Source organism: Kribbella sp. CCNWLW201, assembly GCF_037203805.1.
Lineage (GTDB): Bacteria > Actinomycetota > Actinomycetes > Propionibacteriales > Kribbellaceae > Kribbella.
Genome location: NZ_JBBCBQ010000016.1, coordinates 92,759 through 118,710 on the forward strand (window position 1 = coordinate 92,759; position 25,952 = coordinate 118,710).

Consider the following 25,952-nt stretch of genomic DNA (forward strand, 5'->3'; position numbering starts at 1 on the left):
CGGCTTGCGGGAGGGAATCGCGGTGAGTGACGGCGTGGGTGTGGAAGGGGTGCTGCGGGAGTTGGCGCCGCAGGTGCTGGGGTTCCTGGCTCGGCGGTACGGGCAGTTCGATCTGTGTGAGGACGCCGTACAGGAGGCTTTGCTGGCGGCGGCGACGCAGTGGCCGGTGGACGGCGTACCGGCGAATCCGCGGGGGTGGTTGATCACGGTCGCGACCCGGCGGTTGACCGACCAGTTCCGCAGTGAGAGCGCTCGGCGGCGGCGTGAGGACACGGTCGCCGCGATGGCCGGGCCTGAGGAGATGGTTGCCCCAGGCGCCGATGCGGACGCGCCGCCGGACTCCGACGACACGCTCACTCTGCTCTTCCTGTGCTGTCATCCGGCCGTCACCCCGGCCTCGCAGGTCGCGCTCACGTTGCGTGCGGTCGGCGGTCTGACGACCACGGAGATCGCCCGGGCCTTCATGGTGCCGGAGGCAACCATGGCACCGCGGATCAGCCGGGCGAAGAAGAGCATCAAGGCGGCCGGCAGCCGGTTCGAGATGCCGCCGGAGGAGGAGCAGGCGGACCGGCTGCGGGTGGTGCTGCAGGTGCTGTACCTGATCTTCAACGAGGGCTATACGGCCAGCTCGGGTGAGGAACTACAGCGGGTCGAGCTGACCGCCGAGGCGATCCGACTGACCCGGATGCTGCACGAGTCCCTGCCCGGCGACGGTGAGGTGGCCGGCCTGCTGGCCCTGATGCTGCTGACGGATTCCCGTCGTACGGCGCGTACGACGGCCGACGGCGGCCTGGTGCCGATCGACGAGCAGGACCGGGCGCTGTGGGATCGCGAGCAGATCGAGGAGGGTGCCGCGTTGATCCTGCGGACCCTGGCTCAGGGCGCGGCCGGGCCGTACCAGGTGCAGGCGGCGATCGCGGCGATCCATGCCGAGGCGCCGAGTACTGACGAGACCGACTGGCGCCAGATCCTGGCTCTCTACCTGCTGCTGGAGAAGCTCGCGCCGAACCCGATGGTCACGCTGAACCGGGCGATCGCACTCGCCCAGGTCGAAGGTCCCCAAGCGGGTCTCGACTTGCTGGCCACGCTCGACGACGACAAGAACCTCACCGAGACACACCGGCTGGACGCCGTACGGGCGCACTTGTATGAGCGCGCGGGGGAGCCGGCGAAGGCGCATGAGCACTACCTCGCCGCGGCACGTCGTACGACGAGCCTGCCTGAACAGCGGTATCTGACCGCCAAGGCCGCCGGTATCTCCGGAGATCAGGGAATCAGCCGGTAGAAGCGCAAGTAGTCGTCCTCGATCGGGAGGACCTGCAGGTCCCGGAAGCCTGCCTCGGTGGCGTAGCGGCGAAGAGTCGACGGACGCATCACCGCTCCCGTCGCCGCGGTCTGTGGGTCTCCCATCGCGTCGGGTAGGCAGGACAGGACGCTCCAGCTGTAGTGGTACCGCTCGAGGTCTGACGCCGGCGCGGTGAACTCGTCCTCGACCAGCTCGTCGACGACCAGGAGAGTTCCGTCCGGGGCGAGCATCTCCCGCACACCGCGCAGGACCTCGACCGGGCGCGTCATGTCGTGCAGGGCCTCGATGATGGTGACGAGGTCGTAGCCGGCCGTTTGAGCCGGATCGGAGGCGTCCGTGACTGTGAAGGTCACCCGATCGGCCACGCCGGCCTCCTCGGCGTGCTCCCGCGCCGCGACGACCGCGTCCTGGTCGAGATCGAACCCGTCCACGGTGACGCGGGGATAGGCCTGCGCGATGGCGATCGCCGCCCAGCCGGTGCCGCAGGCAACGTCGGCGAGCCGGGCGGGCGGGTCGGTGCGGAGCCTGCGGTCGAGCTCCGGGATCGAGGGCAGCCACTCCTTCGTGAGCAGGTTCAGGAACAGCGGGCGGTTCCACTCCGCCCGTCCTTCGGGTTCCCAGGCAAGCGGGGGCGGTGCGCCGCCGGTCCTGAAGGCCTCGACCAGGTCGGGCAGCCGCCGGCCGGCGCGGGCGATCTCCACGCCCTGGTGGGCCTGGTAGCGGACGTCGTCCGGATCGGCGAGGACCGGGATGTGCTCGGGCGGCAGGCTGTAGCGCCGTACCTCTGGTTCCGCGGTTGTGTCGTCGACGTCGATCAGGCCGCTGGCGGCGTGGTGCTCGAGCCACTCGCGGAGGTAGCGCGGCGCGATGCCGGTGTGATCGGCCAGCTCGACTTCGCTGGCGGGGCCGTGGTCCACGAGCGCCCGGTAGAGGCCCAGTCGTTCGCCGAGGTAGATGGTGTAGAGCTCCAGGGCTCCGCCGGCGTCCCGGAGGAGCCGATCGGCCAGTGCCTGCGTCCGGTCGTCCGTCGTACCCATGGAACGGATCGTACGGCGGGGTGTGGGCTGGGTCACGTGACCTGAGTTGTAACTTCGGTTTACAGTGGCGGGTATGAGCCTTCAGGTGAAGAGCCGCCGAGACGCCATCGGCCGCGGGGTCGCGTTGCTGAACCGGCTGGCGAACTCGCGGGCGATCGACCGGTTCGGGTTGCGGAAGCAGACCGAGCGGGTGGTGTTCGAGGCGACCAAGACCGGATTCCGGACGGCCGGCGCGCTGACCCGGAGCTTCACCGCCGCGTCCCGGCTGACCCAGCCCGCGCGGCTGCCGGCCGCGAAGGGGACCGGGCGGTTCGACCTGACGCCGACCGAGGACCAGCAGATGGTGGTCGAGGTCGTCCGCGAGTTCGCCGCCGAGGTACTGCGTCCCGCCGCGTCCGGTGCCGACACCGCATGCACGACTGATGCGAAGGTGCTCGAGCAGTCCGCCGAGCTCGGGTTGAGCCTGATCGAAGTACCGGAGGAACTCGGCGGCATCGTCACCGAGCGCTCCGCGATGACCGGCGTACTCGTGGGTGAAGCGATGGCGCACGGCGACCTGGGTCAGGCGGTCGCGTGCCTGGCCCCGGCGGCGGTGAGTACGGCGATCTCGCTGTGGGGTGACGAGACACAGCAGGCGACGTACCTACCCGCGTTCACCGGCTCGTCGGTACCGGCGGCCGCGTTGGCGATCCTCGAACCGCGTTCGCTGTTCGATCCGTTCACGCTGCAGACGACGTACTCCCGTGGGCGGTTGAACGGGGTGAAGTCGCTGGTGCCGCGGGGCGCCGAGGCCGAGCTGTTCGTGATCGCGGCGCAGTCGGAGTCTTCCGGTCCCGCGTTGTTCCTGGTGGAGTCCGGTCATCCTGGCGTGACGATCGAGGCCGAGCCGTCGATGGGACTGCGGGCAGCCTCGCTGAGCCGGGTCATCCTCGAGGACGTGCCGGCTGTGCCGTTGGGGACATTTGAGGATTACGCCGAGTGTGTGCGGCTGTCGCGGCTCGGGTGGTGTGCGTTGTCGCTCGGTACGGCCAAGGCTGTGCTCGACTACGTGACGCCGTACGTGAACTCTCGGGTGGCCTTTGGCGAGCCGATCAGTCACCGGCAGTCGGTCGCCTTCATGGTCGCCAACATCGGGATCGAGCTGGAGGGGATGCGGCTCGTCACCTATCGGGCCGGATCGCGTGCGGAGCGAGGGCTTCCGTTCGCTCGCGAGGTCGCACTGGCGCGGCGGTTGTGCACGGACAAGGGCATGCAGATCGGGACCGACGGGGTGCAGTTGCTCGGCGGGCACGGGTTCGTGAAGGAGCATCCGGTGGAGCGGTGGTACCGCGACCTGCGGGCGATCGGCGTGATGGAAGGTGCGGTGCTGGTCTGATGATCAACCTCGAGACCCCACGGAAGTTCCGCGCGTTCATCAACCAGGCGCATCAGGTCGCGGCCGAGATGCTGCGACCGAACTCGCGCAAGTACGACCTGGCCGAGCACGCCTACCCGGTCGAGCTGGACATGCTCGCCGCGATGGTCGACGGATTAGGTGCCTCGGGCACCGGATCGGGCGCCGGCGCTTCCGGCGTACGTCGTACTGCGGACTCCTCGGACGGGGTCGTGAACGGATCGAACCTCTCCTCGGCGTTGTCGGTCATGGAGATGTGCTGGGGTGACGTCGGGCTGCTGTTGTCGATGCCGCGCCAGGGCCTGGGCAATTCCGCGATCGCGTCGGTGGCATCCGACGAGCAGTTGCGGCGCTTCGACGGAGTCTGGGCCGGGATGGCGATCACCGAGCCCGGGTGCGGATCCGACTCTGCCAACATCCAGACGACGGCGCGGCTGGACGGCGATCACTACGTCCTCGACGGCGAGAAGATCTTCGTCACCGCGGGCGGCCGCTGCGACGCGGTCGTGGTGTGGGCGACGCTGGACAAGTCGCTGGGACGCGCTGCGATCAAGTCGTTCGTCGTACCGAAGGACGCCCCCGGGATGACGGTCGAACGGCTCGAGCACAAGCTCGGCATCCGCGCTTCCGACACCGCCACCATCCGCTTCGAGAACTGCCGGGTGCCCGTCGAGAACCTCCTGGGCTCGCCCGAAATCGACACGGACAAAGGGTTTGCGGGCGTCATGCAGACCTTCGACAACACCCGACCCCTGGTCGCCGCCATGGCCGTCGGCGTGGCCCGCGCCTCGTTGGAGCTCACCCGGGAACTGCTCGCCGAAGCCGGCGTGGAAGTCGACTACGACCGCCCGGTCCACCTCCAGCCCGCGGCGGCAGCGTCGTACCTCCAGATGGAATCCGATTGGGAAGCCGCCTACCTCCTCACCCTCCAAGCCGCCTGGATGGCCGACAACGGCCAACCCAACTCACTCCAGGCCTCCATGGCCAAAGCCAAAGCCGGCCGCACCGCCAACGACATAACCCTCCGCTGCATAGAACTAACCGCCCCCCTCGGCTACTCCGAACACCACCTCCTAGAAAAATGGGCTAGAGACTCCAAGATCCTGGACATCTTCGAAGGCACCCAACAAATCCAACAACTAATCGTCGCCCGCCGCCTGTTGGGCAAGACCTCCGCCGAGCTGAAGTAAACCTTCCCACACGCCGCTACTCCCGCACCTTCGTCGCGAGCTCGCCATCGCTCCCACCCGCCCACACCACGCGTGCTCCTATCGTCGCGCGCTATTCGAAACCCCCGCGGAGCCGCCGCCAGGTGTTCCGACAGCCAAGGCTGGTCGCGTCCTCGAAACACCGTCGAGAGACGAGAAACACGGCGTGCAGTAACACGTTTCCACGCTGGGCGATGTAGCCAGCACCGGGCCGCCGGGCACTGGCGGCGGGAACGCACAGTCGAGAGCGAGCAGGAGCGGTGATCGGTAACAGCGCAGTTGTAACGGAACGTGTTGGTCCTGCGATCTAGGCAGTGGGGGAGCCTGAGTGGTGCGGGGCGTTGCCTGCCCGAAGCTCGCCCAGAAGTGTCGCAGACGGGGAGAGGCATGAGTGGAAGCGCGTTGCTGAAGTTGCCCTATGACCACCGCCGGATCATCGTCGTGACGGACAAGTTGCCGGCCGCCGCTGCCACCAGCAAGTCGCCTTGGCTAGACGCCGTGAAATCGTCATTCCTCGTCGGCGTCGGCTTCGCTGGAGTAGCCGGTCTTGCAGTCCAACTGATCGTGGAGGCGCGGCGGAAGATGCAGGAGGCTGGTGAAGAACTTGTGCCCGTGTCCTGGTCGGATGCGGAGGCACTGCGGTTCCCCGTCGGACACCCTCGCAAGAATGTTGTCTATATCGGCCACCCGATCGATCCACCTGCCTACATTCCGGTTGCTGACTTCCACCGGTTCCTGTTCGAGCACAAAGTCGCCGAAGCACAGAGGCTGATCCGCTCCCTCGGTGCGCTGACCGTAGATGTCATACGGGTGGAGGGCTGGGATCAGAGTTCGGGACTCGACCTAGGACTTTCCATTCCCACACTGCCTGGCGTTCCGAGTGTCGACGTAGGTGCTTCCGCGGGCCGGAAGGCGACTAGCGGGCGGACTGTTCTGGCGACGATGAAGTTGAAGCCGACCCGATCTCCGCACGTTCCAGATGGCCTCGTGTGGCTCCCGCATGAGCCGCTTTGGCAGGAGGTTGCCCAAGCGCGCCTGGAGTCCGGTTTGGATTCGTTCGTCATCGACGTGCGCTCAACGGATGACTACGGCGTGAACGCCGAACTCAAGGCTCTCGTTGCCAAGACAGGCCTGGAGGCTGGTGGCGCGTTCGTCGAGCATCGCGACACGATCTGGCGCCTGCAAGGGACGTTTGCGTCGGTGCCGTCGAGCTGACAGTTCAGGTCCGCCGCGCTTCGGGCTGCTTGGCGGCACCTCAACCTCCACCCTGCTCCGTGGGGCGTTTGCTTTCCCACAAGACCCAACGAGTTTGCCGCTGTAACAGTCGGCGTACGGGGCCGATGTATGGGGCAAGGTGGCGCTGGTGGATTGCCACGGGGGAGAGGTCATCGCATGGCATTGCGCGTTCTCGTCGCGTCGGCGCCGGATCTTCCGGAAGTTGCCGGCTTCTATTCGCAGCTTGCGGGTGTGCTGGCAGGCTTCTCGTTCGCTGCGTTAGTCGCCTTGGTGGCGAGTAAGCGGGATTCCGGGACAGCTACGTCGTTCCGATGGCACAGTGTTGCGCCACTCACCAGTGCCTTTGTTGCTCTGGTGGCCTCAAGCTTGGACTACGCGTTGGTGGCAGGGGAAACGGCAGGCACCAATCGCGTCGCCGCTGTGCAGACCACAGCAGGAATGGGCTTCAGCATTGCCGGGATCATGCTGGTCTACTCGATCCTGGTCCTGCTCGCGGACCACGGGTTCGGCCAAGCCGCCACTGGGCTACTGAAGAACCTGACCGTCGTGACGCTGCCGCCGTTGCTGGTGCTGCTGATGTGGAGTGGTGTTCGCGACCATCTTGTCCAGGTGCACGACTCCGACTCCAGGCTTCTTTGGGCCGATTGGGTTTCGCTCGGCACCCTCGCCACGGTCGCCGGCGTCGGAGCAAGTCTGCGGGTCCGCTTCAGAAATCGATCGATTGAACAAGACAAGCTTGTGACCAGGTTGGCTAGCGGAACTGCGCATATCGCGTTCCTCTCGCTGATTGGCACGACCGCTCTGATATCGCTGACGACTACGGAAGCCTCAGTGCCGGACATCATCCCCGTGGTGGCGACCCTGATCGTCGGAGCCTTCTCAATCGCCGTGGCGTACTCCGCAGCCCGCTACCAGACCTTGAGCGACGCGGACGCCCCGCCTGCCGAGGAGTTCACGGATGCATCCGCTTCGGAAGGACATGTCACCGACTCAGCCGCGCAGGATGAGGACGAAAGTGGAGTCACTCAACCGGCCTGACATGCCCCTGACTCAAACGCTCAAGCAGGCGTTGCTCGTGTTGAGCGATTGGCAATGTCAGAGTCGGCGTGTCAATGCCATCAGCCAACTCTTCCGTGGCCATGGGGGCCGGCCGCGTCGCATACGTCGTACCTGGCTCCATGCCAACACGATCCAGAGGAGTGGCAACAAGAAGTCGGTCCACCGGCCGAGCCCAAGGCCGGATAGCGCGAGTTGCAGCGGCCATGCGATCACCAGGCACCAGCACACTCCGAGCACGCTGGCTAGCGCCACGCGCCGACGCCTATACCTGTCATCGGATAGAGACTCGGCGTCGACGTAGGTGATCACCAGGCAGATCAGTACCGCGCCGACAACAGACTCCATCGGCTCCCACGGCCCGTCGGCGGCGGAGATGCTAACCGTTGCGGCCAACGTCGCGCCGAGCACCGCCGCCTGGTCGACTCGATGATCCGTGTTCAGCGCACTGGAGGAACCCTCGGACATCGGCGCGTCCGAGTCCTGATCGCCGGTCCTCGTGGGGTCTTGACCAGCCGATAGGAGTTGGACCTCCGGCGGACGGTGGCGGTTGGCTGCATGATGGCGCAATCTGCGCGCGACGGTCATTCGACTCCCCTGATCGTTGCCACGTACGACGACCTCGCATCCGTTGACTTGTCGGCTGGTAGTCGACGAACAGGCGCAGTACCTCGCGAAGGCTGCCTGCTGAACCGCAGAGGACGGTAGCGGTGACCGTCGTGAGCACGAACCCACCCCCAGGCTGTGCGAGCGTCAGCTGTTTGCACAGCCATGTCTCATGGATCATCGGGTGGCGACCACCGTCGTTACAGTCGACTGCCTGACCGACGGCGCCTGCATGAGTGCAGATCCTTTCGACATCTTTCGCGGCGGCGCCGGCGCTGACGGGGGCGTCGTACTGGTGGTTTTGCAGGTTCCTGCAAGGGATTCGTCAGGGGGAGGGGGTGGCACGAGGGTGTGTTGGGACCGGGTTGGCAAGGGCTCGGCTGGGATGAGGGAGAGAGTTATGCGTGGACTCAAGGTGGCGGCGGTGGGGGCTGGGATGGTGGCCGGCGTGATGTGGGTTGCGGCGCCGGTGGCTTCGGCGGCGCTTCCGGAGGTGAGCAATGGGTACGGGCACCTCACCTTCAACGACGACGGCGACTCGTACACGGTGTGTGATGACGCCGGGGACTATATGAGTGCGATCGGCCGGATTTCGGTCAAGCAGGCTGATGGCAGCTGGAGTCACTTCGCGTGGGTCGCGGACAAGGACGGGACCGGGGACGGTGACGGTGACGGCAAGGACTGCAGCGGCAACAACGTCGACATCATCCGGGAGCAGGCCGACGTCCGGCTGACCATCTGCCGCAAGGACTACTCCAACGATGGTCCGATCCGCGACTGCGCCTACCGCACCATCAGCGGCTGACCTGAGCGAGCCCCGGCGCAGATCCGCAGCGCCGGGGCACGTCCGGCTCTGGGGACCCGGCTTGGACCACAGTCTGCCCGGATCGGGACTGGCTCGCAGTCGCTTCGGAGTTTCGCCCGCTGGGGATGAGTTCAGCTGATGGGTTGCCCGTTGATTTGAAGGTTTTGGCTTGCAGTTCGCTGAGATCTGACGAGAAGTCTGCATTCGACAGTTCAACGATACTGTTGAGGGTATGAGCGTTGGGATCGCAGAGGTCGTTCAGGTTGTCGGTGCTGCTGGTGTGGTGGGCTTGGTGGCGGGTAGGCCGCGGTTGCTCGGGGTGGGGGAGCCGACTCATGGGGACGGCGTTCTGCTGGAGGTGCGGAACGAGCTGTTTCGGGAGCTTGTCGAGCGGGAGGGGTATCGGACGATTGCGATCGAGAGTGATTGCCTGATGGGGCGGGTGGTGGACGAGTACGTTGCCTCGGGCAATGGTGTTCTCGATGACGTGATGGAGCGCGGGTTCAGTCATGAGTGGGGTGGCTTCGCGGGGAATCGTGAGTTGGTGCGCTGGATGCGGGCGTACAACGACGGGCGGCCTGCATCCGAGCACGTGCGTTTCGCCGGATTCGATGGTCCGCTGGAGATCACCGGCGCCGCGAGTCCGCGGGAGGCGCTCACCGCGCTGCACGGCTACCTCACTGCTCGGGTGGACGCCGACTTGCTTCCCTGTACGGCGGAAACGCTCGACCGCCTGCTCGGCGACGACGACCAATGGATGGACCCCGCCGCGATGCGAGACCCGTCCCAGTCTGTTGGCCGGACGCCAGAGGCCAAAGAGCTGCGGCTGCTCGCCGATGATCTGGTGGCGCTGCTCGACGCGCAGATGCCACAGCTGGTGTCTGAGCCGGACGCCTGGGACCGCGCACGCCTCTATGGGCGAACCGCCACCGGTCTGCTGCGTTATCACTACTGGATGGCCGATACGTCGCCGGGCCGGATGGCGTGGCTGCTCGGCGTACGGGACGCAATGATGGCGGCCAACCTGCTCGCCCTCGCCGAACGGGGTCCGACGTTGGTGAGTGCCCACAACGGCCATCTGCAACGGGACAAGAGCACGATGCGGATGGGCGGCCTGCTGTCGGAATGGTGGAGCGCCGGCGCGATCGTGAGTGCTCAGTTGGGAGATGAGTACGCCGTCCTCGCCACGGCCCTCGGCACGATCCGCCACCAGGGAGTGGACACCCCGCCTCCGGACACCATCGAAGGACTCCTGTACGCACTCCCGGAGGACCGGTACCTCGTCGACGCCCGCCGATTGGCGGACGTGACACCCGTTCCCCGCGTTTCCCCGTGGTACGGCTACTCCCCGCTGGACCCTGCACACCTGGCCAGCAACAACGGGATCCTGTTCGTCAAGGACGCCTAGGTCAGTAGCCGCGGAAGGTGAAGGCAGTGGTGAGTCCCGCCCCCAGTCTCCTCATCAGGTTCCCCGGATCACGAAGTTCTTGCTGTAGCCGGGCTGGAAGCGGGAGCAGCGTGGGAAGTACACGCGGTAGATGATGTTGCCGGCGTACGGCGGCTGGGCAAGGACTGTGAATCGCCCGCTCTGCCGGACGACGTCTTGGCTCACTCCGCGCCAGACCGTCGAACCGGACAGGCGCTGCAGGATCACTGGGCAGTTGGAGGGAGCGCCCGCCACCGTGCCGTTGACCGGGACGATCGTGCCGACCGGGACGCTCGTCTTGGACGGCGTCGCGCCGACGATCCCCGGCCGGGCGACCCACCAGCCGAGCGCTGCGGTGTCGAACGCACGACCTCGCAACCGGACGCAGTTCAAGGCGTCCCCGGCGGCGGCCGGATACGGCCGGTCGACGACGCCGGAGGTGTTGGTGAAGTAGCGGTCTCCGTCGTACTCGACGCAGAGGTTGTCCCAGGTGATCTGGACGTTGATCCGGCTGCCGTACGGCTTGCCGGTCGCGGAGTCGGTGATCGCGACGCGGGCCGTGTACGCCGTACCGAACGGCACGATCTTCGGGATGATCGAGACGCCGATCTTCGGCAGGTGGTAGCCGGTGACGGAGATGCTCGGACCGGCGAAGGGAGTCGGGCTCGTCGTGCTGCCGTCGGAGCCGTCGATGGTCTGGCCCTGCATCACGCCGGAGACCTTGAACGTCCCGTTCGCCGTCGACGGTACGTACAGGTAGCCCTTCCAGACGCCGTCCTGGATCGTTCCCGACGCCAGCTTCAGGAGGGCCGCGACCATGTACCTGGCCGGCCCGGTGCCGCCGGTGCGATCCAGGAACACGTTGAGATAGATGGTGTACGGCTCAGTCGTGGCGTACTTGGCGGTCACAGTGACTGGCACCGCCACGGTGTTCAGCCCGGAGACGGCGACCGACGTACGTCCGAGGGTGACCGCACTGACGGTCAGATTCGGATCTGGCGAACTCGCCTTCTCCGGTACGGCGGACGCGGCGGGTGCCATCACCGCCGCGAACACCAACGAAACCGCTGCGACCAATGCCTTCACCCTGAAACCCCCAGCGCTCATGTCCGCAGAATGGCAGCCGAAACCGTCGCTGCCTAGCTCCCCGAAGCACGAAAAGCCCTTTATTTATTGGCGAACATCGAAAGGCCGCCACTGCGACAACGATCGCCGAACAATTCGCTGCCGGCCGCAACTTCGGCGGCTCAGCGTGCATCTATCCGCTGAGCGCAGCACGTGCCCGGCTGGTACTCCAGCCGGGCACGTCATGACGAGCGTCAGTTATGCCTTTCGGGCGACCGCACCATAGGCGGAGATCGGCTCTGCTTCGCTCAGGTCGGCGTCGTCTTCGTGCGCCCACCACTGCGTGATCGAGACGAAGCCAGGCGGCAGCATCTCCAGCCCATCGAACACCGCGCGGATCTCCTCCCGCGGCCGGGGAATGTAGGGAACACCACCGGTCTTGGCGTAGCCCTCGCAGAGGTCGACGTAGGCCTGGCTGTCGATCGTGCCGTCCCACATCGTCAGGTAGCTCCCCGACGGGACCGCGTCCATCACCGTAGACACGATGCGGCGCAGGTCCTCATAGGTCTGAGCGTGGCCGAGCACACCCATGAACATGACGCCGATCGGCTGACTGAAGTTCAGCACGTTCCGGGCATCGGCGATGATCTGCTCAGGCTTGTGGTAGTCACAGTCGACGTAGGTGGTCACGCCCTCGGGCGTGGTGTTCACCAGCAACGCGCGGGCGTGCGCGAGCACCATCGGGTCGTTGTCGACGTAGACGATCTTCGCGTCCGGCGCCACGCTCTGGGCGACCTCATGGGTGTTCTGCATCGTCGGCAGGCCCGTGCCGATGTCGAGGAACTGGCGGATGCCCTCCTCGGCGGCCAGGTGGCGCACCGAGCGCACCAGGAACTGCCGGGATTCCACCGCCATCGTCTTGATGTCCGGATCGACTTCCGCGCCGGCGTCGCCCACGACGCGGTCGATCTCGAAGTTGTCCTTCCCTCCCATCCAGTAATTCCAGATCCGCGCCGAGTGCGGAATGTCCGTCCGGATCACTGGGCTGAAGTCGTCGGGCATAGGCGCGAGCTCCTCGGTCATATCGTCGTACGACGCCGGCCGGCGCAGCGCGGTGGGCATCGCACAGAGTGGCTGCCGTTGGCAGACTGTGACAATACAAGATACTCGGCCAGCGATCGACGAGCACTGTCGCGCAAGGGATCAATCGACGGTTTCGAACAGGGGCACGTCGTCGTCCTCGAGTTCGATGACGACGCGGTCGAGGTAACCCTGGTACGGGAAGGTGTCGTCGTACTCGGATGAGACCGGAGACGCACCGTCCTGGCCGACGTCCAGACCCTCCCAGCCATGGAAGTTCGGCAGTACGGCGTCGAGCTTCGCGGCGGCCACCTCGTCCGCACCCACCATCAGCCGTACGGCGGCGGTGCAGTCGCCGGTCTCCTCGACGTCAACCGCGAGCTCCGTCGTACCAACTGGAATGGGCGACGAGGAGCGGATGACCGTGTGCTGACCGAGGTAGTTGTGGTCGAACACCAGACAGCCGTCCTTGATGAACAGGGAGAACCCGGTGGCTACGCCGCCGAGGGCGACCAGCACTCCGTCGCCATCCGACGCGGTTCGCTCGACGAAGGCAGTGATGCGGTGCGAGCGGTTCATCGTCGGTGGGCAAGCGGCGGCCGGCAGGTGCGGCATCCCGCGGTAGTACACGAACTGCCGTCGAGCGCGGACCGATCCCGGCCTGGGCACCTTGGCGCGTACGGCGAAGCCACGGTCGTCGAGCGGCAGGACGTCGTACTTGCCGGCCTCGGCCCAGAACCGTTGCTGGAGCTCGGCGAGCTTCTCCGGATAGCGCTCGGCGACGTCGTCACACTCCGACCAGTCGGTCGTGGTGTCGAACAGTTCCCACCGGTCGTCGGCGTACTCCGTGCCGCGTTGATGGAAGGCGACGGCTTTCCACCCGTCGTGCCAGATGGCGCGATGACCGAACATCTCGAAGTACTGCGTGCGATGTCGGGTCGGCGCCGCGGCGTCGTCGAAGGTGTAGGTCAGCGGCGTGCCGTGCAGGGGGAGCTGCGGCACACCCCGGTAGACCTCCGGCGCCTCCACACCGACGACATCGAGCACAGTCGGCGTGATGTCGGTGACGTGATGGAACTGTGAGCGGATCGCACCGGAGTCGGTGATCGCGCCGGGGTGCCGCACGATCAGCGGCACGCGTACGCCGCCCTCGTGAGTGTTCTGCTTGTAGCGGCGGAACGGTGTGTTGCCTGCCTGTGCCCAGCCCCACGGGTAGTTCGAGTGACCGCGTGGTCCGCCGATCTCGTCGAGGTGCTCCAGGTTCCAGGCGAAGTCCGGCTCGATGCCATTCTGGAAGGCTGCCGGGTTGAGCGATCCCCGCCGGCCGCCCTCCTGACTGGCGCCGTTGTCGGACATCAGCACGATCATCGTGTTGTCGAGTCGGCCAAGCGCGGCCAGGGCATCGACGAACCGCCGCAACTGGGCGTCGGTGTGGTCGAGCATCGCGGCGTACGCCTCCTGCAGGCGAGCGAACAGCCGGCGCTCGTCGGCGGTGAGCTCCGCCCACGGCTCGACTCCGTCGTTGCGCGGTGGTAACCGGGTCTCGGGCGGGATGACACCGAGTTCCTTCTGCCGTGCGAACCGTGCCTCGCGGATGACGTCCCAGCCCTCGTCGTAGCGACCGCGGTACTTGTCGAGGTACTCCTGCGGAGCCTGATGCGGCGCGTGTGCGGCGGCGAAGGCGAGATGAAGGAAGAACGGCTTGTCCGGCGTCACCGAGGTCTGGGCCCGGACGAAGGAGATCGCCTGGTCGACCAGATCGGTGGTCAGGTGGTAGCCGTCCTCCGGCCGCGCCGGCGCCTCGATCGCGTGGTTGTCCGCGTAGAGCTCGGGATAGAAGCAGTCGGTCTCTGCCTCGAGGAAGCCGTAGTACCGCTCGAAGCCGCGGCCGAGCGGCCACTGGTCGTACGGACCGGACGCGGTCGTGTGCTCGGTCGGGGCCAGGTGCCACTTCCCGACGCACATCGTGTTGTAGCCGGTGTCGACCAGCATCTCGGCCAGAGTCGCGGCGGACTTCGTGACGTAGCCGCGCCCGTTCGGGTAGCCGGTGTCCAGGTTGGACAGCAGGCGCATCCCGACCGAGTGGTGGTTCCGCCCGGTCAGCAGGGAGGCCCGGGTCGGCGAGCACAACGGCGTCGCGTGGAAGTTGACGTAGCGCAGCCCCTCGGCGGCGAGACCGTCGATCGTCGGGGTGTCGATCTCCGAGCCGAAGCAGCCGAGATCGGCGAACCCGACGTCGTCGAGGACCACGTAGACGACGTTCGGCGCCGAGGCTCCCGGCGTCCGGACCGGCGCCCAGTGCGGCTCGGAATCCAGCTGGGTCAGGCCGATCCGGCCCTGGAACCGCTGGCTCTCATTCATGATCCTCCAGCTACTGGTCTGACCAGTGCACTTAGCAGCGACAGAAGCCCAGGATTTCTCCGCGGACTGCCGCTGTCAAGTCATCGCGGCGGCTGGTCACCAGTTGGTGAAGGAGCCGTCGGGGCGGTGCAGGTGGGGGAGTTCGCGGGCCTCCGCGTGGGCGGCGCGGGCGCGTTCGCGGTCGATGTCGACCCCTAGCCCCGGCAAGTCCGAGCTCAGGACTCGACCGGGTACGACGGCCGGGCGGGTGGTGAACAGGGTCGCGAGTTCTGGTGCCGGCTCGGACTGGTGCTCCTGGATGGCGGCGATCGGAGTCGCGAGATTGAGGTGCAGCGACGAGGCGGCGGTCACCGGTCCGAGCGGGTTGTGAGTGGCCAGCTTGATGTAGTGGGTCTCGCAAGTGGCCGCGATCTTGCGCGCCTCCGTGATACCGCCGGCGATCGCCACGTCGACCCGGGCGTAGTCGATCAGATCGTGCTCGAGCAGCCGCGCGAACTCCCACTTGGATGCGAACTGCTCACCAGCAGCCAGAGGTACGCCGGTCCGCGCGCGAAGCGACCGGTATGCGTCGGGATGCTCGGCCCGGATCGCGTCTTCGACGAAGTAGGGCCGGGCCGATTCGATCTCGCGGCACAGGGTCAGCGCCTCGGGCGGGTCGAGACGGGTGTGGACGTCGAGAATCAGCTCGATGTCCTCACCGACCACCTCGCGCACCTGGTGGAACAAGTGGATCGCCTCGCGAAGAGTGCGCCGTTCGTCCAGTACGGCGTCATCGTGCGGAACCGAGAACCGCAGGTGATGCCAGCCCTCGGCGACCAGGGAGCGGCAGCGCTCGAGGAACCTGGGCCGGTCGGCCATCCCGTCGCCGACGTGGACGTAGCAGGGGACGTAGTCACGTACCGGTCCGCCCAGAAGCTGGTGGACCGGGACGCCGAGGGCCTTGCCGCGGATGTCCCACAACGCGACGTCGATGGCGGCGATCGCCGAGCTGAGGATGCGGTCCGCGGGGTAGAAGCCGCTGCGGAACATCACCTGCCAGAGGTGCTCCACCCGCATCGGATCCTCGCCGGTGATCAGCGCGCCCAGGTGGTCGACGCCGCCTGCGACGGCGCGTTGCCGAGAGCGGATGCCCACCTCGCCGATGCCGTGGATGCCCTCGTCGGTATCGACCACGACCAGCATCATCGCGTCGCCGCGGTCGGGGAGCGTGAGTACTTCCCAGCCGGTGATCTTCATCTGTCTCACCTTTGTTTCAGGAACGTTGTCATCCGATGTAGGACGAGCATTCCAGGGCGGGCCAAGGAATGCTAGGCCGACCTGTTGACATGTTGCAGGATCGATTGCAAGCATGTTTCAGCCAGGTCAACGGAGGCCAGGTCAGCACCAGCCGGGTCGACGGAAGGGAGAACCGCGATGGCCTCGACGGTCAGGGATGTGGCGAAGGCAGCGGGTGTGTCGCCGTCCACGGTCTCGCGGGTGTTCACCGCGCCGGACCAGGTGCAGGAGGCGACCCGGCGGCGGGTGCTCGACGCCGCCGACAAGCTCGGGTACAGGCCGGATCCCGCGGCCCGGACGCTGCGCAGCGGCCGGACCGAGTCGCTCGGCCTGGTGATCCCGGACATCGCGAACCCGTTCTTCCCGCCGATCGTCAAAGCGATGCAGGCCAGGGCCCGCCACCACGGCCACACGCTGCTGGTGGCCGACTGTGACGAGCGCGAATCCGACGAACTCGTCACGATCGACGCGATCGTGAAGAAGGTCGACGGTCTGGTGCTGTGGGCATCGACCCTGTCCGACGGCCGCCTGCTGGACCTGGCCGCCGAGGTTCCGCTGCTGCTGGTGAATCGCCACGTGCCGGGCATCCCCGAGCTGCACGTGTCCCTCACGCCAGGCATCAGTCAGGCGGCCGAGCACCTGCGGGCGCTCGGTCACACCAGTTGCGTGTTCGTCAACTGCTCCCGGCCCGAACATTCCCGGGGCAAGTCGATAAGAGAAACGTTCGACGCCCACGGGCTCGCGATGGTGGAGCTCGGGCCGTACGAACCGCGGTTCGAGACCGGTCTGCACGCCGCGACCCTGGCGGTCGCGAACGGTGCGACCGCGATCCTCGCGCACAACGACCTGGTCGCGGTCGGATTGCTGCACCAACTCGCAGGAGCCGGCATCGCGGTGCCGGGGCAGATCAGCGTGATCGGTATCGACGACACGTTGCTGGCGAGTACGTCGATCCCGGCCCTCACCACGATCCGGATCTCACCACAGGCGGTGGCCACCCAGGCCGCCGACCTGATCGTCGAGGCCATCAACGGCAACGTCTCCGGGCCGGACGCGACGTTCGTCGAGGTCGGGTCGCGGCTGATTCCGCGCGCCTCGACCGGTCCCGCGCCACACGGCGCCTGACTCAGGCGTACGGCGAGCCGGCTGCGTCCGGTCGTCGTACCGATCCTTCATGGAGAAACACATGGCTACAACGATGCGTGTTCGTGCTGCCCGGATTCTGGTGGTTGCGATCGGTCTCGCGCTGACCGGGTGCTCAGGGCTCACCCCGACCACGAACGACGAAGGTGGCGCCGGAGCGGACATCGTGCTGCGGGTGCAGGGCAGGCCCGCCCCGACGGACAGCGCTGCGCTGGCGCAGTTCGAGCGACTGGTGAGCGACTTCGAGGCGAAGAACCCGGGCATCACGATCGAGGGCACCGAGAACAGGTGGGATCCGCTGACGTTCTCCGCGAAGCTGGCCGGGAAGACCATCGAGGACATCATCCAGGTGCCGCTGACCGAGCCGCAGGGCCTGATCGCCCGCAAGCACGTGCAGCCGATCACCGATGCGCTGAAGCAGTGGAACCACTACCAGGAGTTCAACCCGCAGGTGCTCCAGCCGCTGAGTGACAGCGCCGGGCAGGTGTACGGCATCCCGCAGGCGCCGTTCGCGCAGGGCCTCGTCTACAACCGCAAGCTGTTCACCCAGGCCGGGCTGGATCCGGACAAGCCGCCGGCGACGTGGGATGAGGTCCGCGCGGCCGCCCGGCAGGTCAGCGCGAAGACCGGCAAGGCGGGGTTCGTCCATGAGTCGAAGGGCAACACCGGTGGCTGGCAGCTGACCATGCTCACCTACACCCACGGCGGCTCGATGGAGACCGAGCAGGGCGGCAAGTACGTTGCCGCGGTCAACGAAGAGCCGACGAAGAAGGCACTCCAGCTGATCAAGGAGATGCGCTGGACGGACAACTCGATGGGCCAGAACCAGCTGATGGACCAGGACGACGTGGTCAAGCAGTTCGCCGCCGGGCAGATCGGGATGTTCATGGGTACGCCGGGAACGTACCGGCTGGCCAAGACCAAGTTCGGGATGAAGAACACCGGCGACTACGGCATCACCGCGCTGCCGCAGGCGGGTGGCCGGGCGACGCTCGGTGGTGCCGAGGTGTTCATGGTCCCCGCGTCGGTGCCGAAGGAGAAGATGGAGGCGGCGGTGAAGTGGCTGCTGTTCGCCCAGGCCGAGGCGCAGTACAACCCGCAGATCGCGGCCGAGCGTGCGAAGGAGTTGGCCAAGGATCCCGAGGCCGCGGTCGGCGTACCGACGCTGCCGCTGTTCACGACGGCCCAGCAGGACAAGATCAACACCGCGATCAAGCCCTACGTGAACGTCGAACTCGAGCACTTCCGGCCGTGGCTGGACGGGACGCCGAAGCTGGAGCTGCGACCCGAGCCGCCGGTCGCCGCGCAGAAGCTCTACACCCTGCTCGACCCGGTCGTGCAGTCCGTGCTGACCAAACGCGAAGCCGACATCGACGCTCTGCTGGCCAAGGCGGACGCGGACGCTGAGAAGCTGCTGGCCGCGGAGCAGAAGTGACCACAGTCCTGGCGCCGCCCCCGCGGCGGAACACCGCCCCGGCCCGGCCGGCCGCGGCGAGGTCCCGCCGCGGCGCCGGCCTCCGCCGCGAATTCCTCGGCCTGGTGTTCCTCACCCCGGCGCTGGTGATCTTCGGGCTGTTCTCGTGGTGGCCGATCCTGCGCGGGCTGCTGATCTCCTTCCAGCAAACGAATCTGGTCGATCCCGCGGTCTGGGTCGGACTGCAGAACTTCCAGGCCGTGCTGTCGGACCCACTGGTGGGTACGGCGCTATGGAACACCCTGCTGTTCGTCGGACTGGGTCTGCTGATCGGCTTCCCGGCACCGATCGTGCTCGCCGCGATCATGTCGACAGTACGGCGTGGTGGCGCGGTCTTCCGGGTAGTCGTGTACCTCCCGGTCGTGGTTCCGCCGGTGGTCGCGATCCTGCTGTGGAAGTGGTTCTACGATCCGGGCACCGGCCTGTTCAACCAGCTCCTCGGCCTCGTCGGACTCGGGCCGTACCCGTGGCTGCAGTCGTCGCAGACGGCGATGCTGAGCCTGGTGCTGGAGGCAACGTGGGCCGGGATGGGCGGAGCCGCACTCATCTACCTGGCCGCGATGACCGGCGTACCCGCGGAGCTGTACGAAGCCGCCGAGAGTGACGGCGCGGGGATCTGGCGGCGGATCTGGCACGTACTGCTGCCACAGCTGCGGCCGGTGATCGGGTTGCTCCTGCTGTTGCAGCTGATCGGCACGATTCAGGTCTTCACCGAGCCGTACATCTTCACCCAGGGCGGTCCGGACAACGCCACCGTGACCGTGCTGCTGCTGATCTTCCGGTACGCGTTCCAGGAAGGCGAGTACGGACAGGCCGCCGCCTTGTCGGTGCTGCTCGCCCTCGTCCTGGCCGTGTTGTCGGCCGGCTATCTCCGCCTGACCAGAAGCTGGAGCACCACGTGAGCGAGCCGATGACGACGTTTGCGTCGAGCAACGATCTGCGCCGGCCCGGGACCGCCTTCGCGCTGCGGACGGTCCAGCTACTGACGCTGCTGGCCCTACTGGTGATCGGTGTCGGGCCGCTGTACTGGACCGTCAAGGGTGCGGTGACACCACCCGCCGAGCTCGTCGCACACCCGCTCCGGCTCTGGCCCGCGGATCCTGAGTGGGGCAACTTCGCCCGAGCGTTCACCGAGCTCGGCGTCGGCCGCTACCTGGCCAACACCGTGCAGGTCGTGATCGGCTCGTGGGCGGTCCAGCTGATCGTGGCGATGACGGCCGGCTTCGCGTTCGCGGTGATCCGTCCAAGGATCGGCCGCTATGTGTACGGCGCCATCCTCGCCACCATGTTCGTGCCGTACACCGTGTCGCTGGTGAGCCTGTTCCTCACCGTGCTGGACGTCCCGCTGTTGCACATCAACCTGCTCGACACCTACTGGGCGATCTGGCTGCCAGCCGGCGCGAACGCCTTCAACGTCCTGCTGGCCACGCGCTTCTTCGAAGCGCTGCCGCAGGAGCTGTACGACGCGGCGAAAGTGGACGGCGCGAGTACGTGGCAGCTGCTCACCCGGATCGTGTTGCCGATGAGCCGGCCGGTGATCGCGGTCATCAGCCTGCTGTCGATCATGCACTCCTGGAAAGAGTTCATCTGGCCGTTGGTGGTGATCTCCGATCCCACTCTGCAACCGATCAGCGTCGCGTTGGTGAACCTGGTCGACTCCGCTCCGCTGGACGAGTTGATCGCCGCGATGGCGATGGCGCTGGCCCCGCCGGTGCTCGTCTTCCTCGTTCTGCAGCGCTACGTCGTCGCCGGTCTCGGCTTCACCGGCGTGAAGGGCTGACCCCGGAAGGAAGGTCCCCGATGTCCGTGCCTGATCCGCTCAACCTCAGCAGGCGCGCCGTGCTCGGAGGCACGGTGGCCGCCACCGTCCTCGGTACGACGCTGCCGTCGACTCCGGCGTATGCCGCCGAGGTCCAGATCGCCGATTCTGCGACGAACCCGACTGTCGTGCTGGTCGCCGTACCTGACAGCGGCTACGTCAAAGTGCTCGACGGGGGCGGCGTCCATCGCTTCAACCTGACGACCTTCGAGTACGCCTACATGTCGGGTGAGGACAAGATCATCCTGCGAACGACCGGGATCACCTCGATCGTCCAGAACAGTGCCCAGCAGTTCACGATCACCTACACGGCGCCGATCGGCCAGGTCGTCGGAACGTTCACGGTCGGACTGCGGAAGGCCCGGGTGCGCTGGGACGTGACCGGGGTCGCGAACCTCAGGTCCGACAGCTTCCGGCTCGCCCGCGCGGTGATGGGGACCGCGACCGAGGACTACGACCCGGTGGCGCTGTGGAACCGGGATCGCGATCCCGACACGGGTGAGCTCCGTGGCGGCATCCCGTTCGAGACCACCAACGGCGTCTGCTACTCCTACACCTGGTCGGACAACCGCGCGTTCATCCGCGTCCCGCAGAGCACGATCGGCTTCAGCAACAATGGCTACCTGCACGCGGTCGGGACGGCCGTCAGCGCCTCCAGCGGCTTCATCGAGACGAACATCGTGCTCGGTGTGATGCGGCCGCACTCGGCCGGCGTGATCGCTCGCGACGGTGATCTGGGCATCGACCTGTGGACCGACCAGCCGTTCAACCTCTGGAACACCGGTGGGTCCAAGACGGTCAACCTGCAGGTCTCCAACGCCGGCCTGACCGCGCGGAACGTCCGCGTCGACTGGGTGGTGCGGGACTGGAACGGCGGCCAGACGACGGGTACGGCGAGTGGCACGGCCGGCGCCCGCAACATCTGGAACGCGACCTTCCCGGTATCGCTCGGCAGTCGCGACATCCGCTTCGTCGAGGCGGCCGTGTACGACGGTACGACGGAGGTCGCGTTCGCCCGGACCACGTTGGCCGTGCTGTCGACGTACACCTATGGCGATGCCGCGGACAGCATGTTCGGGATGGCGAACTTCGCCTACCTCGAGCGGCCGTCCGGTACCGCCGTACTCGACCTGATGAAGCTGATCGGGATGAAGTGGGTCCGGACGGCGTACAAGGCCTACAACGGGTTCGGCGCCTCGCCCGGTCCGACGGTGGAGCTGCTGGATCAGAAGGGCTTCCTGCACAACCTGCAGTTGGTCAAGGACGAGCTTCCGTGGGGTGGTGGCGACACGGCCACGGCCTGGGCGGACGACATGGTGGGCCGGGCGATGTACTCCGGCGCTCACTACTACGAATGCGGCAACGAACTGAACCTCACCGCGCCGGAGAACACGCCCCAGCAGTACGTCGACAACGTGCTGAAACCGTTGCGTACGGCAATGGTCGAGAGGAGTGCCACCTTCAAGGTGATGCACTGCGGGCTGGCCGGGTTCCCCGAGCAGTGGCTGCAGGACTTCGGTGACGCCGGTGGCTGGGACGAAGTCGACGTCCTCGCGTATCACCCGGGACGAGGCAACTATGTGGCCGACTACGAGCCACCGGAACCGTGGTCGAACGAGACCCGCTGGAACTTCCACGGCACCCTCGACAAGGCTCGCTCCTACGCAGATGCCAACGGCAACAAAGAGCTCTGGCTCACCGAAGCGTACGCCGGGACGCTGCCGAACCGATGGTGGTCCGACACGTTCCGCCACGCAGCGGAGAACGTGCTGCTGCAGCTCGCGCTGGCGAAGGTGTACGGCGTCCGCTGCGTCACCTGGTACACCCTCAACGACTCGATCCAGTTCCAGCCGATGGAGAGCGATCCGGGCAATCCGGAATATCACCACGGACTGCTGAACCGCGATCTCAGCGCGAAGCCTTCGCTACTCGCCTTCGCGACCGTCGCGCGGTGGCTCGACCAGGTCGATCCGACCGACTGGCTCGGCTGGGCCGAGCTGGGTGACCCGCAGCTGTTCGGTCTCGTCTTCGACAGCCCGGTCGGCAAGGTCAACATCCTGTGGTCCCGCAAGGACGGCTACATCCTCAACAACGATCCGGACCGCCGGATCGCCACGAACACCGAGTACTACCGCACTCCCGAACCCTGGGAGGACATGTGGCCGACGAAGACCCCGGTCACCGTGCCCACACCGGCCGCGACCACGACCGTCCGGGAACTGAACTGTCTCGGTATGGACGTCGCTACCCACCAGGCGAGCAACTCGCAGGTCACCGTCACGCTCGACGGCTCACCGCGCATTTTCATCGGTCTCGCCCTTCCCCTGCAGAGCACTGGAGGAACGTCATGACAGAACACGAACAGTCCCGGCCGTCCCGCCGTACCTTCGTGGCCGGATCCCTGGCCGTCGCCGGGGTCGCCGGGGGACTGCTCCCGGCGGGCGCTGCCCGGGCCGCGACGGCGTACCGCCTCAGTGCGGACGGTATCGCGATCACCGCCCAGACCGACGGGACGATCGTGGTCAGCGACGGAGCGGGGACCGAGCGGATCCGGATCGCGCACTTCCAGGTGAAGGACACGGTGCTCGGCGGGCAGCGCACGTTCGGTGGGACACCGTCGCTGATCACACTCGCGGACGGCCGGCAGGCGATCCGGGTGAACTACACGATGGGCGCCGGGGCGAGCACGATTGCGATCACCGGGACGTTCGACGTCACCGCGCGGCGGTTGCACATGCGCTGGGACGCGACCAGCTCGAACCAGATGTACCTGAACTCCCAGTTCAACCGGGCTGTGGTGAATCCGACCGCGGCCGAGTACGCGACCGCGGTCACCCGGTGGAACCGCGACGCGGGTGGGGGAGTTCCGTACGAGACCAACGACGGCATCCTCTACACCGAGACCTGGGCCGACACGAACGCCTACTTCCGGCTCGCATCGAGCCGCCCCGGATGGACGACACCGTCGTGGATGCACATCGGCGGCACGTACGACGCGTTCGGCGTACTCGTGCACGAAGCCGATCTCCTGCTCGGCCAACTGCGGGAAGTCGCCGCGAACGCGGCCGCCGTCGGGCGTCCGGTCGGGGTCGACCTGTGGACCGACCAGCCGTTCAACCTCTGGTACGAGACCGGTCAGCCGATGCCCGTCCACGTCCAGGTCGTCGCCGGCGGTACGTCGACCATGCCGGTGACGCTGAGCTGGTTCGCCCGCGACTTCGACGGTACGACGCTCACCCAGGGATCGACCGTGGTCACCCTGGCGCCGGGGCAGAGTGCCGACCGGACCATCGTGGTCCCGGGCCTCGACCAGCAAGGTGTCGCGTTCGTCGAGGTGAAAGCAACTACGAGCGGTGCCGAGGCCTTCGCCCGGACCACGCTGGCCACGCTGGCGTCGTACGACTATCGAGGCGGCGGCATGTTCGGCATCGCGAACTACCCGTGGCTGCTGAAGCCCAGCAAGGAGGACGTCGCCACCCTGCTGACGAAGATCGGTGTCGCCTCGGTGCGGATCGCGTACGACGGTGCGCCCGGGATCCCGCCGGCCGAGCTGGAGGCCATGGGCATCATGCCGAACATCCAGCACGGCGATGTGGTCTTCGACTCGACACCGGAGCAGGCCAAGGCGTGGGCGGCCGAGCTCGTCGATGTCGTGGTCGCCGCCCGGGCCCGCTACTTCGAGGTCGACAACGAGCGCAACCAGCCGTGGATGTCCGGTCTCTACGCCGACAAGTACATCCGCGACGGTCTCCGGCCGGTCGTCGATCGCCTCGCCGAGGTCGGGTACGACGTGAAGGTGATGAACACCGGCCTCGGCGGCATGGACGTCAACTGGGTGGACAGCTTCCACGCACACGGCGGCTGGGACCTGATCGACGCCTTCGCCTTCCACCCGGGCCGGGGGAACTTCACCCCGGACTACGCGCCGACGCCGGACGAGTGGGTCACCGGCGACAACGGGACGTACTGGAACTTCCTCGGTGGCGTCCGCGAGGCGAAGCGCCGGATCCAGGAGTACGGCGGCGACAAGGAACTCTGGCTGACCGAGGCCTACGCCTGCACCCGGCCGAACCACTGGTGGAACGACACCATGCGTCAGGCGGCCGAGAACGTTCTGCTGACGATGGCGCTGGCCAAGGCCGAGGGCGTCGACGGGGTGAACTGGTACCAGTTGCACGACAGCACGATCCATCACCCGCAGGAGGCGATGCCGGCCAATCCGGAGTACCACTTCGGCCTGATGAATCGCGATCTGTCCGCCAAACCATCGCTGCTCGCGTTCGCCACGGGGACCCGGGTGCTCGAGGAAGCCGAGTTCGTGCGCTGGTTGGACCTCGCCAGGATCGACCGGCATTTGCGCGGGCTGCTGTTCGAGACGCCGGACGGTCCGATGACGGTCCTGTGGAGTCGCCAGGACGGTTACCTGCTCAACGCGGATCACGAGCCGAACCAGTCGTACTACCCGCACCCGGAGGTCTGGCAGGACGACTGGCCGAGCAAGACGCGCCTCGCTGTTCCGGGCGCGAAGGTCGTCGAGATCGACTGCATCGGCAGGCGCCGGGTGCTCACCGGCCAGGGTGGGCGGATCACCATCACCCTCGACGGCGCGCCGAAGATCTATCAAGGGCTGTCGGCGCGTCCCGAGCAGCTCATCCACCTCGGATGAAGCGCGTCCTCGTCACCGGAGCCGCCGGCCGCATCGGCCGTGCGGTGGTGACGGCGCTGCTCGAACGTCGTACCGCCGTGACGGCTCTCGTGTTGCCCGGCACCGGGGGCCTGCTGTCGTCCGAGGATGTGCGAGTCGTCGAGGGCAACGCGTGTGACGCCGACCGGGTCCGGGACGCGATGGTCGGCGTGGATGGTGTCGTCCACCTCTCGGCCCGGCCGGCGCCCCACAGTGGTACGCCGTACGAGGTGTTCGGGGACAACACGCTCGCTACCTTCACTGTCCTCGAGGAGGCCGGCCGGGCTGGTGTGCGGAACGCGGTCGTGGCGAGCAGTTTCGCCGCGAATGGGCTGCCATTCGCGAGCAGTCCACTCAGCCCGGCGTACGTGCCAGTCGACGTGGAGCTGCCGAGTCACGCCGAGGACCCTTATGCCTTGTCGAAGCAGGCCGACGAGTTGACCGCGGCGATGATGGCGCGACGTCACGGGATGACCGTGGTCGCGCTGCGGTATCCCTTCGTCGGCGGTTGCTCCGAACGCCTGCTGTCCAGGGCCCGGCAGGTCGCGGACGATCCAGCTGTTGGAGCGGCCGACCTCTGGTCCTACTTGGAGACCGGTGACGCCGCCCGAGCAGCGCTGCTGGGGTTGGACGTCCGCCGGTCCGGCGCACATGTCGTCCTTGTCGCGGCGGCTCGCACGCTCGCGCCGTACCCGACGATGGATCTGCTTCGTCGATACCACCCGACGACCCGGATCCGTGCCGAGCTGCCCGGTCGCTCGTCCCCTTTGGACCTGTCCGCTGCCCAGGATCTGCTGGGCTTCAAAGCTGACTTCGAGCTCGATCAGAACGGGTAGGCGGGGGGCTGGCTGCGGAGGGTGGTCCAGCGGGTTTCGGTGAAGGCTTTGACGAGACGTTCGGCGGCCTGAAGGACACTGGCTGGGGCCGCTTCGGCGTCACCTTCGCCGCCGAGGACTTCACCGAACTCCAATGGATCAC

At 66.9% G+C, this 25,952-nt stretch carries 21 protein-coding genes; 14 read left to right on the forward strand and 7 right to left on the reverse strand.

Annotation, left to right across the window (positions count from 1 at the left end):
- Window positions 1-22: 22 nt before the first annotated feature.
- Window positions 23-1,285 (forward strand): RNA polymerase sigma factor, encoded by a 1,263-nt coding sequence (locus V9K99_RS40345; RefSeq protein WP_337007929.1) that lies wholly within the window; start codon window positions 23-25, stop codon window positions 1,283-1,285.
- Here the strand turns inward: V9K99_RS40345 and V9K99_RS40350 are convergent.
- Window positions 1,267-2,343 carry a class I SAM-dependent methyltransferase gene (locus tag V9K99_RS40350; protein WP_337007931.1) on the reverse strand — a complete coding sequence of 359 codons (1,077 nt, stop codon included), beginning with the start codon at window positions 2,341-2,343 and terminating at the stop codon, window positions 1,267-1,269. The genes V9K99_RS40345 and V9K99_RS40350 overlap by 19 nt on opposite strands.
- A 73-nt stretch (window positions 2,344-2,416) precedes the next feature.
- On the opposite strand from V9K99_RS40350, the gene V9K99_RS40355 reads away from it, so the two are divergent.
- The 4 genes from V9K99_RS40355 to V9K99_RS40370 all read left to right on the forward strand — a co-directional run bounded on the left by V9K99_RS40355 (window position 2,417) and on the right by V9K99_RS40370 (window position 7,218).
- Entirely contained in the window at window positions 2,417-3,718 is a 1,302-nt protein-coding gene (locus V9K99_RS40355) for an acyl-CoA dehydrogenase family protein (protein WP_337007933.1), read from the forward strand.
- Window positions 3,718-4,926 carry an acyl-CoA dehydrogenase family protein gene (locus V9K99_RS40360; RefSeq protein WP_337007935.1) on the forward strand — a complete coding sequence of 403 codons (1,209 nt, stop codon included), beginning with the start codon at window positions 3,718-3,720 and terminating at the stop codon, window positions 4,924-4,926. Before V9K99_RS40355 ends, V9K99_RS40360 begins: the two co-directional genes overlap by 1 nt.
- A gap of 405 nt (window positions 4,927-5,331) precedes the next feature.
- The gene (locus V9K99_RS40365) at window positions 5,332-6,159 is read left to right on the forward strand and encodes a hypothetical protein (RefSeq protein WP_337007937.1); all 828 of its coding nucleotides are present in this window, start codon (window positions 5,332-5,334) and stop codon (window positions 6,157-6,159) included.
- A gap of 177 nt (window positions 6,160-6,336) precedes the next feature.
- Window positions 6,337-7,218, forward strand: a complete 882-nt coding sequence (locus V9K99_RS40370) for a hypothetical protein (RefSeq protein ID WP_337007939.1) — start codon at window positions 6,337-6,339, stop codon at window positions 7,216-7,218.
- 57 nt (window positions 7,219-7,275) lie between these two features.
- Here V9K99_RS40370 and V9K99_RS40375 read toward each other — a convergent pair whose 3' ends face one another.
- Window positions 7,276-7,704: a hypothetical protein gene (locus V9K99_RS40375; protein ID WP_337007941.1), complete on the reverse strand. Its 429-nt coding sequence runs from the start codon at window positions 7,702-7,704 to the stop codon at window positions 7,276-7,278.
- A gap of 538 nt (window positions 7,705-8,242) precedes the next feature.
- Between V9K99_RS40375 and V9K99_RS40380 the strand changes: the two genes are divergently transcribed.
- Both V9K99_RS40380 and V9K99_RS40385 read left to right on the forward strand, forming a co-directional pair.
- On the forward strand, window positions 8,243-8,647 hold the full coding sequence (locus tag V9K99_RS40380) for a hypothetical protein (protein ID WP_337007943.1): 405 nt from the start codon (window positions 8,243-8,245) through the stop codon (window positions 8,645-8,647).
- 232 nt (window positions 8,648-8,879) lie between these two features.
- Window positions 8,880-10,055, forward strand: coding sequence for an erythromycin esterase family protein (locus tag V9K99_RS40385; protein WP_337007945.1), 1,176 nt, complete (start codon window positions 8,880-8,882; stop codon window positions 10,053-10,055).
- Between the two features lie 54 nt (window positions 10,056-10,109).
- On the opposite strand, the gene V9K99_RS40390 is transcribed toward V9K99_RS40385, so the two are convergent.
- The 4 genes from V9K99_RS40390 to V9K99_RS40405 form a co-directional block, all read right to left on the reverse strand.
- The gene (locus tag V9K99_RS40390; protein WP_337007947.1) at window positions 10,110-11,180 is read right to left on the reverse strand and encodes a hypothetical protein; all 1,071 of its coding nucleotides are present in this window, start codon (window positions 11,178-11,180) and stop codon (window positions 10,110-10,112) included.
- 216 nt (window positions 11,181-11,396) lie between these two features.
- On the reverse strand, window positions 11,397-12,260 hold the full coding sequence (locus V9K99_RS40395; RefSeq protein ID WP_337007949.1) for an SAM-dependent methyltransferase: 864 nt from the start codon (window positions 12,258-12,260) through the stop codon (window positions 11,397-11,399).
- A gap of 81 nt (window positions 12,261-12,341) precedes the next feature.
- The gene (locus V9K99_RS40400; RefSeq protein WP_337007951.1) at window positions 12,342-14,579 is read right to left on the reverse strand and encodes a sulfatase-like hydrolase/transferase; all 2,238 of its coding nucleotides are present in this window, start codon (window positions 14,577-14,579) and stop codon (window positions 12,342-12,344) included.
- Window positions 14,580-14,675: 96 nt separating this feature from the next.
- Window positions 14,676-15,815 carry a mandelate racemase/muconate lactonizing enzyme family protein gene (locus tag V9K99_RS40405; RefSeq protein WP_337007953.1) on the reverse strand — a complete coding sequence of 380 codons (1,140 nt, stop codon included), beginning with the start codon at window positions 15,813-15,815 and terminating at the stop codon, window positions 14,676-14,678.
- 177 nt (window positions 15,816-15,992) lie between these two features.
- On the opposite strand from V9K99_RS40405, the gene V9K99_RS40410 reads away from it, so the two are divergent.
- The 7 genes from V9K99_RS40410 (at window position 15,993) to V9K99_RS40440 (ending at window position 25,810) form a co-directional block, all read left to right on the forward strand.
- Window positions 15,993-16,979: a LacI family DNA-binding transcriptional regulator gene (locus V9K99_RS40410; protein ID WP_337007955.1), complete on the forward strand. Its 987-nt coding sequence runs from the start codon at window positions 15,993-15,995 to the stop codon at window positions 16,977-16,979.
- 61 nt (window positions 16,980-17,040) lie between these two features.
- Window positions 17,041-18,432 carry an ABC transporter substrate-binding protein gene (locus tag V9K99_RS40415; protein ID WP_337007957.1) on the forward strand — a complete coding sequence of 464 codons (1,392 nt, stop codon included), beginning with the start codon at window positions 17,041-17,043 and terminating at the stop codon, window positions 18,430-18,432.
- Complete coding sequence (locus tag V9K99_RS40420) at window positions 18,429-19,373, forward strand: carbohydrate ABC transporter permease (RefSeq protein ID WP_337007959.1); 945 nt, start codon at window positions 18,429-18,431, stop codon at window positions 19,371-19,373. The genes V9K99_RS40415 and V9K99_RS40420 overlap by 4 nt, the downstream gene beginning before the upstream one ends.
- On the forward strand, window positions 19,370-20,251 hold the full coding sequence (locus V9K99_RS40425; RefSeq protein WP_337007961.1) for a carbohydrate ABC transporter permease: 882 nt from the start codon (window positions 19,370-19,372) through the stop codon (window positions 20,249-20,251). Before V9K99_RS40420 ends, V9K99_RS40425 begins: the two co-directional genes overlap by 4 nt.
- Window positions 20,252-20,271: 20 nt before the next feature.
- Window positions 20,272-22,641, forward strand: coding sequence for a hypothetical protein (locus V9K99_RS40430; RefSeq protein ID WP_337007963.1), 2,370 nt, complete (start codon window positions 20,272-20,274; stop codon window positions 22,639-22,641).
- The gene (locus V9K99_RS40435; protein WP_337007965.1) at window positions 22,638-24,956 is read left to right on the forward strand and encodes a hypothetical protein; all 2,319 of its coding nucleotides are present in this window, start codon (window positions 22,638-22,640) and stop codon (window positions 24,954-24,956) included. Before V9K99_RS40430 ends, V9K99_RS40435 begins: the two co-directional genes overlap by 4 nt.
- Complete coding sequence (locus V9K99_RS40440) at window positions 24,953-25,810, forward strand: NAD-dependent epimerase/dehydratase family protein (RefSeq protein ID WP_337007967.1); 858 nt, start codon at window positions 24,953-24,955, stop codon at window positions 25,808-25,810. Before V9K99_RS40435 ends, V9K99_RS40440 begins: the two co-directional genes overlap by 4 nt.
- On the opposite strand, the gene V9K99_RS40445 is transcribed toward V9K99_RS40440, so the two are convergent.
- Window positions 25,798-25,944 (reverse strand): hypothetical protein, encoded by a 147-nt coding sequence (locus V9K99_RS40445; protein WP_337007969.1) that lies wholly within the window; start codon window positions 25,942-25,944, stop codon window positions 25,798-25,800. The genes V9K99_RS40440 and V9K99_RS40445 overlap by 13 nt on opposite strands.
- Window positions 25,945-25,952: the final 8 nt, after the last annotated feature.